Source organism: Streptomyces griseus subsp. griseus (assembly GCF_003610995.1).
Taxonomy (GTDB): domain Bacteria; phylum Actinomycetota; class Actinomycetes; order Streptomycetales; family Streptomycetaceae; genus Streptomyces.
Genome location: NZ_CP032543.1, coordinates 6802240 through 6815480, shown reverse-complemented (window position 1 = coordinate 6815480; position 13241 = coordinate 6802240). Strand labels below are relative to the sequence as shown.

Below are 13241 nucleotides of genomic sequence, written 5' to 3'. Positions count from 1 at the left end.
TCAGATCAGCACCTTGCGGCGGGATTCGAGGAAGCCCGCCACATCGGCCACGCCCTTGCCCGTCAGACAGTCGGTCAGGAGCACCGGGCGGCCCTCCCGGACCCGGTGGGCGTCGGACTCCATGACACCGAGGTCGGTACGGACGTACTGCGCGATGTCCGTCTTGTTGATGACGAGCAGATCCGAGTCGGTGATGCCCGGGCCCCGCTTGCGCGGCATCTTCTCGCCCTCCGCGGTGTCCAGCACGAAGACGAAGACGTCGGCGAGGGCCGGGCTGAACGTCAGGGTGAGGTTGTCGCCGCCGGACTCGTAGAAGAGCGTGTCGGTGTCGGGGAAACGCTCCAGCAGTTCGGCGCCGGCCGCGAGGTTCATCGTCGGGTCGTCGCGGACGGCGGTGTGCGGGCACGCACCGGTCTCGACGCCCACGATCCGCTCCGGTTCCAGGACCCCGGCCAGGGTGCGCCGCACGTGCTGGGCGTCCTCCTGGGTGTAGATGTCGTTCGTGATGACGCAGGGGCGGCGGCCCTCCGCGATCATCAGCGGCACCAGCGCCTCGATGAGCGCGGTCTTGCCGGATCCGACGGGTCCGCCGATACCGATGCGCAGTACGTTGTCGTCCATGGTGCTCCCTGGCTCGCGGGTGGTCGGGGTGGTGGAGCGGATCAGCTGGCGAAGAGCCGGGCCTCGGCCCGTTCGTGACGGCCCGACATGATGTCGGAGGCGTAGGCGGTGGCACCGACGTCGGCGAGTTCGCGCCGCAGCGCGGCCTCGACGGTCCTTTCGATGACGGGCGCCGCCGCGTGGAGCATGGTCTGGGCCCGGCGGTGGTCGGTCAGCCGCAGCCGCAGGGCCGCCCCCGCGAAGCTCGCGCAGAAGGCGAACAGGTCGCAGGCGACGGCCTGGCGGACCGGCACCCCCGTCGCGGCGTAGACGACCCCGGCGGCCACGGCCTGGGTGCCGGGCACCTCACGGCGTACCACCCGGCCGAAGTACGCCTCGATCTCCGGCCGGCCGTAGACCTCGGCGGCGAGGTCGAGAAGCTGTCTGCCGGTCCGGGTGGCGGCCCGGCGCATCTCCTGCCCCAGCTTGGTGGCGAAGAGGTGCTCGTCCACCGCGGCCACGTCCTCCGGCCGTCCCTCCCGGGTGGCGCGGTGGGCGAGCGCCAGCGCGGTGGCGTCGGCGGGGCCGACCCCGTGGAGCAGCAGCGACTCCAGCAGGGCGGGCAGGGTCTCGGGGTCCACCGCCCGCGCCTGGGCGAACCCCTCCAGGCTGTGGGAGAGGGTGTAGAAGCCGCTCGGGAAGGCCGAGTCGGTCAGCTGGAGGCCGACCAGCAGGTGTGCCAGCGGCGTCTCGATCGCCCCGGCGCGCACGTCGGGACCGGATGCCCGCACGCCGGGTCCTGCGGTGTCCCGCTCTTCCTGGTACATCGCCTAGACCAGGAAGTACAGGTGGTTGAGAGGGAGTTCCTCGGCCGGGTCGATGGTGGCGACCTTGCCGTCGAGGGTGACCTTGAAGGTCTCCGGGTCGACCTTGATGTCCGGCAGCGCGTCGTTGCGGACCATGTTGTGCTTGCCGATGGTCCGGGTGCCGCGGACGGGCAGGACCTTGCGTTCCAGGCCGAGTGCGGCCGGAACCCCCGCCGCGATGCCCGCCTGCGACATGAACGTGACGTGTGTGGCCTGCTGCGCCTTGCCGTACTGCCCGAACATGGGGCGGTAGATCACCGGTTGCGGGGTGGGGAGCGAGGCGTTGGGATCGCCCATCTGCGCCCAGGAGATGATGCCGCCCTTGATGACCATCTTGGGCTTGGCGCCGAAGGAGTGGATGGGCCAGAGCACGATGTCGGCGATCTTGCCCTTCTCGATCGACCCCACGTGGTCGGCGATGCCGGTCGCGACGGCGGGGTTGATGGTCACCTTGGCGAGGTAGCGCAGCACCCGCTGGTTGTCGTTGCGCGCCGAGTCGCCCTCCAGCACACCGAGCTTGTCCTTGCAGTGGTGGGCGGTCTGGAAGGCGCGGGTGAACGACTCCCCGACGCGTCCCATGGCCTGGGAGTCGGAGGAGAACATGCTGATCACGCCGAGGTCGTGGAGCACGGTCTCGGCCGCGATGGTCTCGGCGCGGACGCGGCTGTCGGCGAAGGAGACGTCCTCGGGGATGTCGTGGCTGAGGTGGTGGCAGACCATGACCATGTCCAGCAGCTCGTCCACCGAGTTCTTGGTGTACGGGAGGGTCGGATTGGTCGAGGACGGCAGGATGTTCGGCTCGCCCGCCACCCGGAGGATGTCGGGCGCGTGTCCACCGCCCGCGCCCTCGCTGTGGAAGGTGTGGATGGTGCGGCCGTCGATCGCGGAGCGGGTGTCCTCGAAGAACCCGCTCTCGTTGAGGCTGTCGGTGTGGATGGCCACCTGCACGTCGTGCTCGTCCGCGACGTTCAGCGCGTTGTCGATCACGGCGGGGGTGGCCCCCCAGTCCTCGTGGACCTTGAGGGCACAGGCACCGGCGACGACCTGTTCGTTCAGCGCCTCCGGCAGACTCCCGTTGCCCTTGCCCATGATGCCGAGGTTGACCGGGACGCTCTCCGCGGCCTGGAGGAGCCGGGAGATGTTGTACGGGCCCGGGGTGCAGGTGGTCCCGTTCGAGCCGTCCGACGGGCCGGTGCCGCCGCCGATGAGGGTGGTGATGCCGTTGGTGAGGGCCTGTTCGGCCTGTTGCGGGGCGATGAGGTGGACGTGGGTGTCGATGGCGCCCGCCGTGGCGACCAGATGCTCGCCCGCGATGGCCTCGGTGCCGGGGCCGATGATGAGGCCCGCGTCGACCCGGTCCTGGGTCTGCGGGTTGCCGGACTTGCCGATGCCGACGATGAAGCCGTCCTTGATGCCGATGTCGCACTTCACGACGCCGACGACGGGGTCGATGACCACCACATTGGTGATCACGGTGTCGAGTGCCCCCTGCGCGCTGGTGGCCTGCGGATCCGCCGCCATGCCGTCGCGCATGGTCTTGCCGCCGCCGTAGAGGACCTCGTCCCCGTACTGCCCCTCGCTGTAGTCCTTCTCGACCTCGACGACGAGATTGGTGTCACCCAGGTGGAAGCGGTCGCCGACGGTCGGACCGAACATGTCGGTGTACTGCTTGCGCGGCAGGATGGGCATCAGCGCGACCCCTTCTTCTGGGAACTCTTCGGCTTCTTCTGCTGGGAACGCTTCTGGTCGGGCTTCTTCGGCTCGGACTTCTTCCGGTCGGGCTTCCTCGGCTCGGGCTCCTTCTCGTCGGGCTTCTCCGGCTCGGGGGTCTTCTGGTCCTGCGTGCTGTTCTGCGCACCGGCGAAGCCCCGCTCGATCGCCTTGCGGACCGCCTCGACCTTGGCCGGGTGGGAGACGAGGCTGCCGTTGAGCAGGCCGCTGAAGCCGACGAGCCGCCCGGTCCCGGCGTACTCGCACAGCTCCACCTCGCGTGTGCCGCCGGGTTCGACCCGTACGGAGGTGCCCGCCGGGATGTTGAGGTGCATGCCGAGCGCCCGCTGCCGGTCGAACGACAGCGCGGAGTTGACCTCGAAGAAGTGGTAGTGCGATCCGATCTGGATCGCCCGGTCACCGGTGTTCTCGACCGTGAGCCGGACGGTCCGGCGACCGGCGTTGATCTCGATCGGCTCCTCGCCGTACAGGTACTTCTGACGGAAAGTCATGCGGTGCTCCTGATGACGTGTCCCGCGCTGTGGACGTGTGGGCGCCCGTGGTCGTGGGGGTCCACGCCCGGGAGCTGGATGTGTTCATGCCCCTCGCCCGGCGCGTGGGCGTGGTGGTGGCCGTGGTCGTCGCCCGTCGGGTGGCCGTGGTGATGGCCGTGTCCCTCGCCGGGCGGGTGGGTGTGATGGTGGCCGTGGTCGTCGGCGGCGGTGAGGCCGCCCGCGATCCCGTCGTCGTGGTGATCACTCCACCGCCGCCGGGCGTCGGCCACCCGCTCCGCCAGGACCCGGGCCAGTGCGGCCCGGGAGACCGTCGGGCCGGCGGAGGCCACCGTGGTGCCCGGCACGCCGGGCACCACGGCCGGGGCGAACCCGGCGGTCAGCAGCGTCACCTCCGTCGCGCCGAGGAGCCCGCAGCGCCGCACCCCCTCGGCCGGGTCCGGGTCACCGCCGGTGAACGCCACCTCGACGAGCCGATGCGCGCCGTGTCCCCGTACGAGTCGCGCGATCCGGTACAGCTCGGCGTCCTCGAACAGCCCTCCGGCCGGAGCGGTGACGAGCAGGGCCGACATCGCCGGCACCCGGTTCGCCGCCGCCCTCAGCCAGGCGGTCAGATGGCGGTCGGTGCCGAACGGTTCGGCGAGCAGGGTCCCGACGGTCTGTACGGGAGGGAGCGCCCGGAGCGTGCGTGCGGTGTCCGCGACGAGTTCCGGGTCCCGGCCCAGGGTCATCGGGACGACACAGGCCTGTTCTCCCGAGCGCCGCAGACGGGCCAGGGCGCGGATCAGTTCGCGCCCGCCCGTGACGACGAGCACGTCGGGGCCGACGAGATCGCGCAGGGCTTCGCCGTAACCGGCTTCGTGGCCGCACACGGCGACCGGGCGGCAGCGGTCGGCCACGGCTCAGCCGCCGATGGGGTCGTGGCAGGAGACCAGCTTGGTGCCGTCCATGAACGACGCCTCGACCTGGAGCAGGCCGAGCATCTCCCGTACGCCCGGCATGGTGTCGTCCTCGGAGAGGATCTGACGGCCCAGCTCCATGCAGTCCGCGACGCTCCTGCCGTCCCGGGCCGCTTCGAGGATCGCCTCGGTGATCAGCGCGACGGCCTCGCTGTAGTTGAGCTTGAGGCCACGGCCCTGGCGCTTGCGGGCCAGGTCGGCGACCACGTACACCAGCAGCTTGTCGATCTCGCGGGGGGCGAGGTTCATCGTCGGTACCTTCCTGAGGATGTCGTGCCGTGGGGGCGGGGACGGGGCAGGTCAGTCGCTCCGGCGGAGGCGTGGCAGCAAGGGGACGGCGGCCATGAGTGCCCAGGTCGTGAGGATGAACGGCCAGGTGAAGGTGTGGCCGCCGAAAGACTTGAAGAAGGACGTCAGCGACGCGGTGAGGCCCGTGCTGGCGGCGGCTCCGAAGAGCGCGTAGGCGCCGTTGGCGACCGTGCCGCTGAGGAGGACGGCCCCCAGGGCGATGGCGACCAGGACGGCGTTGTATCCGTAGATGCCGTTCCTGATCAGCTCGGTCGGGGCACCGAGGGCCCAGCCGGCCACGATGCCCATGACGCTGCCGGCCGCCGCGAACAGGAGCACCCGCACCCCGGCGCAGGCCAGCCCGGCGAGCATGAGGAGCCCGACGTACCACTCGTCCACCAGGAAGACCTGCGACACGTTGGTGAAGAAGGCGTGCCAGAGGTCGTCCCAGGAGATGGCGGTGTCCCCGGACGTGGGCGACGGGACGGGCTTGGGAGCGTCGTTCCAGATCCGGCTGAAGGAGGGCGCCCCGAGCACCATGACACCCGAGACCAGGCAGAAGGGCGCGGTGAGCGCGGTCAGCCCGAACGGGCTGAGCAGCGTGGTCAGCGACGCGGTGAGCAGCGTACAGATGATCGCGCCGACGACGGCGAGAACGTACGTGGCGGGGTGGTGCCCCAGCGAGATGACCAGCGCGATGCCGGTGAGGCACCCGCTGTAGCCCTGGAGGCCGAGGGCGATGCTGGACCGGTCCACACCCAGGGCGTAGGCGGTGGCCGTGGAGACCAGGGTGCCCAGGGTCGCGAAGAGGCCGATCTCCCAGCCGGCGCTCCACAGTCCGGCGAGGATGAGGAGGCCGGTCCAGACGAGGGGCTGGAGGTCCACCTGCCCCACCCCGCGCACCGAGGCCAGAAGGAAGCCGAAAGGCTCGCGTCTCTGCAGTTTTCCGATGATGTCCGGTTCAGCGACGGGCACGAACAGCTCCGGCGTTCGAGGAGTGGGAAGGGCGATCGGGCCCGTCCCTCCGGCGTGGGTCTGCGCTCAGAAGATGTCCCACCCAGGAGACTCCGGGTTCGCCACTCACGCGACGTTGGACTACGCCGTACGGTGCCGGGCTGCTGATGCGGCTGCCGCTCCAGGCGCGGACGTGGGTGCGGATACGGGCGCAGGCAGAGGCACAGACATAGACATCGGTGCAGATGCGGTCAAAAGTGACCAGGCGTATGAATGAGGGACCATCCGCGCGAACGGAGTTGGCCCCATGGACGATTACCCGCTCCTGAACCTCTTCCTGACCATGCTGTACCTGTTCCTCTGGGTCATGTGGTTCTTCCTGCTGTTCAAGGTGGTGACGGACCTGTTCCGCGACCACACCCTGAACGGCTGGGCCAAGGCGGGCTGGCTGATCTTCGTCATTCTGCTGCCGTACCTGGGCGTGCTGGTCTACCTGATCGTGCGGGGCCGCAGCATGCACGAACGCGACGCCAAGGCGGTCAAGGAGTCGGAGGCGGCCTTCCGGCAGTACGTGAGAGAGGCCGCGGGAACCCCGGGCGGCCCCGGCGGGAGCGACCACGTGAGCGACCTGGCGAAACTGGCGGAGCTCAAGGACAAGGGCGCGCTCAACGACGACGAGTACGAGCGGGCCAAGGCGAAGCTGCTGGCCTGACAGGCATGGTCGGGCCGGAGGGCCGGACGGCCCTCCGGCTTGAGTAGTCCCTCATACCGCGAATGGCCGCAATCCCGCCTCGGCGTTCCCCGCCGTGGATGGACTCACGCCGAATGGCGCAGTGGCACAGGCACGACGGGGACGGGGCGGGTGGCGGTGGGGTTTCGCATTGCCGGGGACGGTGACGAGGACGGTTCGTAGACCTTCCGGACCTCCGGCGCGGGCTGGTCGAGGGCGGTGTTCTTCGGCCTTCACGCGTACGACGAACTCCCCGCCCTCCAAGGTGTCCGGCACCCCCGGCAGAAGGAGGTCTGCGGAGCGCCCTCGTCGCGCCCGCGCAGAGAGAGAGCGAGCGCGCCGCCGCCGCCCGCGAGGAGGGCGACGGCCGCTGCGGCGGCGACGGTCTTCGCACGAGGGGGACTCATCGGCGGCTTCCGTTTGCGGTGAGTCGAGACGTCGTAGCAGCGTCTGCGGGGCTCTCCATGAGGATCCCCGGGCTCGGTTCCCAGGCCGCCGCGCACAGGGACTCGGCGACGGCGGCCGTGTAGCGGGCGGCGGCGAGCCAGTGCGCGGCGAAGCCGTCGGTGTCGGCGGGGAGGAGACGGCCGAAGAGGTCGCGTTCCCGTTGGGCCGCCGAGGCGCAGAGGGCGGTGAGCAGGCCGGCGGCCGTGGGGAGACCCGCGCGCCGCAGGCGGCGGGCCTCGGTGGTGACATCGCCGAGCATGCCGAGGGCGGCGCGGCCCGCCGAGACGGCCTGTTCGACTCTGCGCTCCAGGAGGTGGAGGGGCGAGTCCACGCCGGGGCCGCCGGGCTGGGGCGGGGCAGGACGCACGGGGGCGGCCGGGTCGGGGAGGTCGGCGCGGCGCAGACGGTCGAAGCCGAGGTCGACCGTGCTCTCCCCGGTGGGGTGCGAGCAGGCGAGCAGGGTGAGCCGGGGGTGCGGGGCGGGCACCAGGCGGCCGATGATCCGCAGCCGCGTCCCCGCAGTCGTGGCCAGGAGCATCAGGTTGTCGCGGTGGGCCAGCGCAGGGTCGTCGTCGTCGACGGTGAGGCGTACTCCAACTCCTCCGTCGCACCGCGCAAGCAGACAGGTGCCGCCCGATTCCCTTACCGCCCCCAGCAGTTCGACGTCCAGGAAGAGCAGGTCGCTGCCGCCCCCGTCCGGTTCCGCGTAGCGGGAGACGGATCGCAGGGCGCGGGCGGCCTGTTCGGCCGCCGGTGTCTCCCACAGGGCGGCGAGGGGCGGTTCCGTCCAGGCCGCGCCCCGGGCGGTGACCGCCTTGACGCCTTTCCCGGCGCCCAGCCTGCCGTCCGGGGAGACCGTCGCTCCGGAGACCGCGAGACCGGCCCGGCCCAGCTCCCGGTGGGTGAGGGCGGTGTCCCCGAGGCGCACGGTGCGGTCGGCCACGCCCAGGGCCCGCCCCACCCCGCCGGGTGCCACATCGCCCACCGTGCAGAGCCGGCCGTCAGGTGAGGCGACCCAGGTGCGGGCGCCGCCATGGCCCGAGTCGGTGACCACGGGTTCGGTGAAGAGGCCGTACAGACGGAGGGAGCCCTCGGGGCTGTACGGGCGGCGGGCCCGTCCCCGTACGGCTGCCAGCTCCGCGCCGGAGGCCGTCCCCACGCGGTGCGCGGTGCCCAGGAGTTCGGCCAGGGCGGTGACGAGGTCGGCGGTGCGGTACGAGGGGTCCCCGGCGCGGGCCGCGCGCAGCAGGGTGACGACGGAGAGCGCGGCGGAGGCGACGCGCGGCAGTTGCCGGAGCCGCGCGGTGTGCGCGGCGCGCAGCAGTGCGGCCTGGGCGACGGCACCGGACCCGCCCACACCCGCCTCCAGCACGGCGGCGCCCGCCGACCAGAGGGCAGCGGCCGCCTTGCACTGGGCGGGCGTCGCTTCGTCGGGAGCGGGGGCGGCGTCTCCCGGGGCAGCGGCGGTCGCTGGAGCCAGGTCGTTCGCCGGGGCCGTCGTGAGGGGGGTGGAGCCGGGGGGCGTGAGGGCCGGTTGCGCGGCGGGAGCGGTGCCAGGGGCCGGCTTTCGCGCCGTGGCGGGGGTGGGTTCGAGGGTCGGGTCCGCTGCGGAGCTGGAATCGGGTGCCGCCTCGGGGACAGTTTCGAGGGCCGCGTCGGGAACGGGTTCCGAGGGCAGGTCCGCCGCCGGGGCTGCACAGGCGGCCGCCGCGCGGTGGACGCAGGCCGGGGCGAGGAGGCAGCCGCAGGTGATGGCGTCCACCGCGGCCACCACGCCACCCGGGGCGTGGAGGCGCAGTTCGGTGTCGTCGTCGACCGCGATCGTCACCGTGTCCCCGTCGCGGTGCGTCGGGCGGGCACCGAGCTTGGCGACCGCCGCGTCCAGCCGCTTGCGCAGCCGGGGCGAGAGGTCCTCCACCAGCGTGGCCGTCACCTCCGGTGCGACGGGTGGCAACTGGGCGGCGGTCATACGGTCTTCTCCCCTATCCAGCGAGCGAGTTCTAGTGGGCTGAGGGCCGCAACGGGCATGCCGGCGGCCACGAGCTGCCCGGCGACGCCCGTCGAGTAGCGGGGGCGGCCCGCGTCATCGAGGCTGGCGCACCCCAGTACCTGGCAGCCGGTGGCGACCAGGGCCCGCACCTCGGACAGCAGTCCGCCGAGGGGGGCGCCCTCCTCGAAGTCGCTGATGACGACGACCAGGGTGCGGCTGGGCACCGTGATCAGGCTGCGTGCGTGCCGAAGCCCGGCGGCGATGTGCGTGCCCCCGCCCACGCTCACCTCCAGAAGGAGGGAGAGGGGGTCGTGCACATGGCCGGTGAGGTCGACGACCTCCGTGGAGAAGGCCAGGAAGTGGGTGCTCAGGGTCGGCACCCCGGCCAGTACAGAGGCGGTCAGCGCGGACCAGATCGTCGACGCCTCCATGGACCCGGAGACGTCGGTGACCAGGATCAGCCGCCAGTCGGCAGACCGGCGGGCGCGGCTGCGGAACACCGGCTTCTCGGGGATGATCCGGACCGTTCCGTCCTCCGTGCGGCGGGCGGTGGCCAGATTGGCGCGCAGCGTACGCGGCAGGTCCAGCCGTCCGCCCGGGCGGCGGACGGGCCGGGCCGACATGGTGCCGGTGAGGGCCGGTCGCAGCCGGGTGGCCAGCTGCCGGGTCAGTTCGTCCACCAGTCGGCTGACCAGCGGCCGGAGCGCCGCGAGGCGCGACTCCGGGAGCCCGCCGGCGTAGCGCAGGACGGTGCGGAGCAACTCCACGGAGGGGGTGGCGGCGGCCGGGTCGAGTTCGGTGAGAACGTCCGGCCGCCCGGTCGCGGCAGCGGCGGCGAGGACTTCCTCACGGACGCCGGGGCCGAAAAGCGCGGCCAGTTCCTCGGACCACTCGCGAACGCCGGGGAACGGCGCCTCGCGGCCCCCGCCCTGGCCGGGCCTGGGCAGACCGCCGCGGGAGCCCTCGCCGCGCCCGGCACCGTAGAGCTCGTCCAGGGCGGTGGCCAGGCGGGCGGCCGAGGAGGGCAGTTGGTCGGGACGCCGACCGAGGACGAGCCGCCAACGGTCGGCGGGCGCGAGGGTCCGGGTGGGGGCGGGCCCGGGACCAAGGGCGTCCCCGGGGTGGATTCCGGGGCCGGATTCGGGGCCGTTCCCGGGGCCGGGTTCAGGGTCGGTCTCGGGGCGTGGCGCTGGGGCGGTCCCGGTGGCCGCCTCGGTGGTACGGGGGTGTGCCGGGTCGGCGGGAGGCGTGGCGGCAGTGGCTGGGGCCGCCGCGGGCGGGGGCGCTGTGGCAGGGGATGAGTGCGGGGACACCGGCGTAGGGGCCGGAGACGGGGACTCGGTGGCGCGCGGCGGGAACGGGAGCCCGGCAACGGGGGACGCCGACGGAAACACGGTGGCATGGGACTCCGGCGGGTGCCGGTCGGGGTCCCCGGGAGGCGGTACGGGCAGAGCGAGGGCGGTCAGGAGGTCGCGGGCCGCGAGGTCGGCGACCGCGCGGCGTGCCGACTCCACCGGGTCGTCGGCGTCGGCGATGTCCACCCGTTCGCCCAGGCGCTCCTCGACGGTGTCCAGCAGCCGGTCCCTGGCGGCCGGGCTGAGGGTGTCGAAGCCGCCGCGCAGGGCGGGCAGCCGGGTCAGGAACGCGGCGTCGTCCAGTTCGACGACCCGGTGCAGCAACGGGTCCAGGGCGGCGACACCGACGGTCAGGAGCGGGCCGGCCGCCGTCAGGACGCCGGTGAGACGGGCGGTGAGGGCGGCCCGGGAAAGGCTGTCCACCGCCCCGTCCACCCAGGAGGCGACACGCGTCCCGAAGGTCTCGGCCTGCTCCTGGCCCGTGAGCACCTGAACGGCTCCGGCGGCCGCGGCCATCAGCGGGGTGCCGCCGGCGGCCAGCCGGGCGAGGGCGTCGGCGAGCCGGATACCGCCCACCCGGTCGGCGCGCTGCGCCAGTTCGAGCAGCGCCCGGGCGTCCTCGGGCTCCTCGGAACCGGTGAGGCCGTCGACCTGGCGGACCGCCGCCGAGGTCAGGAGTTCCGCCGCGTACGCGATGCGGCTGGAGAGGGAGGCGAGGGTGTCCGGGATCTCGGGAAGCGACGGGTCGCGGGGCGCGGCCAGGCCGGGCAGGTGGCCTGCGGCGACGCGGTCCAGGAGATCGAGACCGGCGAGGACTTCGGGAAGGGTCCCGCTCGCGGGGAGTACGGCCGCAAGCTCCGTCAGGCGCTCGTCGGCCAGGGCGGGGAGCCCACACTCCGCGGCCTCCGTGAGACCGCGCACGACCTGCGCGGCCGTCGGACCGCCCTCTGCGCGTTCCGTCGCGTGCCGCCCGCGCAGCACGCCCTCGGCCGCCTGGGCGGGGGTGACGCCGCGGGCCCCGGCCGCCGTGAGCATCGCGGCCGTGGCCGGGGTCCACCGCACCTGCCACCGCGTGGTGAGTCCTTCCGAGCCAGCCGCGCCGGTCACCTCCTGCTCCTGCGCGTAGGGGATGCCGCAGACAGTCAGTCGCCGCAGCAACAGTTCGCGACGCCCGTCCAGGGCGGAGCGGGCCGGGTCGAGCCGGAGGTCGCGCGGGGTCTTCTCGTACGCGTCCGCCGGGCCGGGAAGGGACAGTGTCTCGGTCTCGGCCTCCACGGCGGGGCCGAGACCGCTGCGGGGGGCTGCGGGCGCGGGGTGTCCGGTGCGCGTGCCGACGAGGACGCGTTCGAGCGCGTGGGCGACGGCGCGGCCCGTACCGTAGGTCTCGCCCCGGCCGAGCACCGTCTGCACGGCCTCCAGGAGTTCACCCCGGCCGGGGGCGGGCAGGTCACGCAGCCGAGCCAGATCTCCGGCGACCCGGACGACCTCACGGCCGTCCGCCGGGCCGTAGGGATGGCCCTGCTCGCGCAGGGCGACGCAGACGCGGACCGCGGTGCGGACCAGCGCCTCGTGCAGAGCCGCCGGGTCCCCGGCGGCTTCCAGGACGGTGTGCTGCCACTCCGGGTCCCGGATGCCGGCCGGGTAGCCGGAGCGAGAGTCGAGCAGGGGGTAGGTGTACGGGATCAGGGAGACGGTGCAGCTCCCCGCCGCCACGCCCACGCCGGGCCCTTGCACGGGGGTGCCCGGTGCGTCCGCAGGGGCGTTCGGTGCCTCCGCCCCTGGAGCGTGCGCCGCGTCCACCGCAGGCGTGCTCGGCGCGTCCGGCGCAAGGGTGCTCGGTGCGTCCACCTTCGAGGCGTTCAACGCATCCGGCGCATCCACCGCAGGCGTGCTCGGCCCGTCCGGCACACCCACGACAAGAGCGTCCGGGGCATCCACCGCGCAGGCCCTGGCCGCGCCGGCAGCGGGCGGCAGCAGCGCCGGAGCGTGGAAGGCGCCCACCACCACGGCGGGCCGCCGCCCGTTCGCCAGGGCATCGGCGATGTGCTCGCGCATGCACGCCTCACGCACCAGGTCGGTGCCGTCCACGCCGTGCCGCGCCTCGGCCTCGTACCGCAGCGCCCAGCCGGTGAGCAGAGCGGCGCGGCGGAGCGCCTCGGGTGGGGAGCCGGGGGCGGGGGCCTCGACCAGACGGTCCCACAGGTCGTCGCCGTCGCGGCCGGTGAGCCGGGAGCGGAGGGCGGCGGACAGCCCGTGGCCCTCCCCCGGTGCGGGCACGGAGTCCGCGCCCGGGACCGGAGCGGGCGCGGCCGGCCCACCCCGCGCCCAGGCCCGGTCGGCGAGCGGGAGATCGCAGGCCACGGCCGGGACCCCGTTCCGGGCCGCCCAGCGCAGGGCGGCCAGTTCGGGCGAGAAGTCCGCGAACGGGTAGAAAGCAGGCCCCCGTTCACCGCCCGTGCCCGGAGCCCCGGCGGGTACGGCGGCCAGGGCCACCGGGGCCTGGGTCTCCTCGTGGGCGAGCCAGCCCAGCCAGGGCTGGAACTCGGCGGGCAGTTCGACGAGGAGGACGTCGGGGGCCGCCGCGTCCAGCAAGGCCGGGACGGCGGCCGCGAGGGAGGGCGCGTGGTGGCGCACCCCGATCAGGAACGGCAGCCCGGGCCCGTCCGCAGCGAGCGCCGCCACTGCGGCCTCCGGGGTGGCGGGCCCGGCCTCCGGGCCCCGGGGCGGGAGCGCGGTCGGCGCCTCGGCGACCGGCCGCGTCGGCCCGGGGGCGACCTCCCGGCTCTCCGGTGTGGCCGCCCGCTTCTCGTGGGTGGTCGACTGGCTCATC

Annotated in this window: 10 protein-coding genes; 1 reads left to right on the top strand and 9 read right to left on the bottom strand. The window is 73.5% G+C overall.

Translation table 11 applies throughout. The annotated features are described in order from the left end of the window. The 7 genes from ureG to D6270_RS30485 are packed head-to-tail and all read right to left on the bottom strand — an operon-like array spanning position 1 to position 5910. A complete protein-coding gene (gene ureG / locus D6270_RS30515) occupies positions 1-621 on the bottom strand; it encodes an urease accessory protein UreG (protein ID WP_109162487.1) in 621 nt (206 codons plus the stop codon). A 41-nt stretch (positions 622-662) separates the two neighbouring features. Continuing rightward, positions 663-1427 carry an urease accessory protein UreF gene (locus D6270_RS30510; RefSeq protein ID WP_109162488.1) on the bottom strand — a complete coding sequence of 255 codons (765 nt, stop codon included), beginning with the start codon at positions 1425-1427 and terminating at the stop codon, positions 663-665. Positions 1428-1430: 3 nt separating this feature from the next. Further along, positions 1431-3155 carry an urease subunit alpha gene (gene ureC, locus D6270_RS30505; RefSeq protein WP_109162489.1) on the bottom strand — a complete coding sequence of 575 codons (1725 nt, stop codon included), beginning with the start codon at positions 3153-3155 and terminating at the stop codon, positions 1431-1433. Then, a complete protein-coding gene (locus D6270_RS30500) occupies positions 3155-3688 on the bottom strand; it encodes an urease subunit beta (RefSeq protein ID WP_109162490.1) in 534 nt (177 codons plus the stop codon). Before D6270_RS30500 ends, ureC begins: the two co-directional genes overlap by 1 nt. Next, the gene (locus tag D6270_RS30495) at positions 3685-4587 is read right to left on the bottom strand and encodes a sirohydrochlorin chelatase family protein (protein WP_109162491.1); all 903 of its coding nucleotides are present in this window, start codon (positions 4585-4587) and stop codon (positions 3685-3687) included. The genes D6270_RS30500 and D6270_RS30495 overlap by 4 nt, the downstream gene beginning before the upstream one ends. Before the next feature lie 3 nt (positions 4588-4590). After that, positions 4591-4896, bottom strand: a complete 306-nt coding sequence (locus D6270_RS30490; protein ID WP_109162492.1) for an urease subunit gamma — start codon at positions 4894-4896, stop codon at positions 4591-4593. Between the two features lie 51 nt (positions 4897-4947). Next, a complete protein-coding gene (locus tag D6270_RS30485; RefSeq protein ID WP_109162493.1) occupies positions 4948-5910 on the bottom strand; it encodes an urea transporter in 963 nt (320 codons plus the stop codon). A 286-nt stretch (positions 5911-6196) separates the two neighbouring features. Here D6270_RS30485 and D6270_RS30480 point away from each other — a divergent pair, with 286 nt between their 5' ends. Continuing rightward, positions 6197-6601 (top strand): SHOCT domain-containing protein, encoded by a 405-nt coding sequence (locus D6270_RS30480; protein ID WP_109162494.1) that lies wholly within the window; start codon positions 6197-6199, stop codon positions 6599-6601. A 421-nt stretch (positions 6602-7022) separates the two neighbouring features. Here D6270_RS30480 and D6270_RS30475 read toward each other — a convergent pair whose 3' ends face one another. Beyond that, a complete protein-coding gene (locus D6270_RS30475; protein WP_109162495.1) occupies positions 7023-9035 on the bottom strand; it encodes a hypothetical protein in 2013 nt (670 codons plus the stop codon). Then, on the bottom strand, positions 9032-13240 hold the full coding sequence (locus D6270_RS30470) for a vWA domain-containing protein (RefSeq protein ID WP_109162496.1): 4209 nt from the start codon (positions 13238-13240) through the stop codon (positions 9032-9034). Before D6270_RS30470 ends, D6270_RS30475 begins: the two co-directional genes overlap by 4 nt. Position 13241: the final 1 nt, after the last annotated feature.

What these genes read in the sequence shown, in the direction of transcription:
- ureG (WP_109162487.1), bottom strand. Translation starts at nt 621, where the DNA reads ATGGACGACAACGTACTGCGCATCGGTATCGGCGGACCCGTCGGATCC.
- D6270_RS30510 (WP_109162488.1), bottom strand. Translation starts at nt 1,427, where the DNA reads ATGTACCAGGAAGAGCGGGACACCGCAGGACCCGGCGTGCGGGCATCC.
- ureC (WP_109162489.1), bottom strand. Translation starts at nt 3,155, where the DNA reads ATGCCCATCCTGCCGCGCAAGCAGTACACCGACATGTTCGGTCCGACC.
- D6270_RS30500 (WP_109162490.1), bottom strand. Translation starts at nt 3,688, where the DNA reads ATGACTTTCCGTCAGAAGTACCTGTACGGCGAGGAGCCGATCGAGATC.
- D6270_RS30490 (WP_109162492.1), bottom strand. Translation starts at nt 4,896, where the DNA reads ATGAACCTCGCCCCCCGCGAGATCGACAAGCTGCTGGTGTACGTGGTC.
- D6270_RS30480 (WP_109162494.1), top strand. Translation starts at nt 6,197, where the DNA reads ATGGACGATTACCCGCTCCTGAACCTCTTCCTGACCATGCTGTACCTG.
- D6270_RS30475 (WP_109162495.1), bottom strand. Translation starts at nt 9,035, where the DNA reads ATGACCGCCGCCCAGTTGCCACCCGTCGCACCGGAGGTGACGGCCACG.
- D6270_RS30470 (WP_109162496.1), bottom strand. Translation starts at nt 13,240, where the DNA reads ATGAGCCAGTCGACCACCCACGAGAAGCGGGCGGCCACACCGGAGAGC.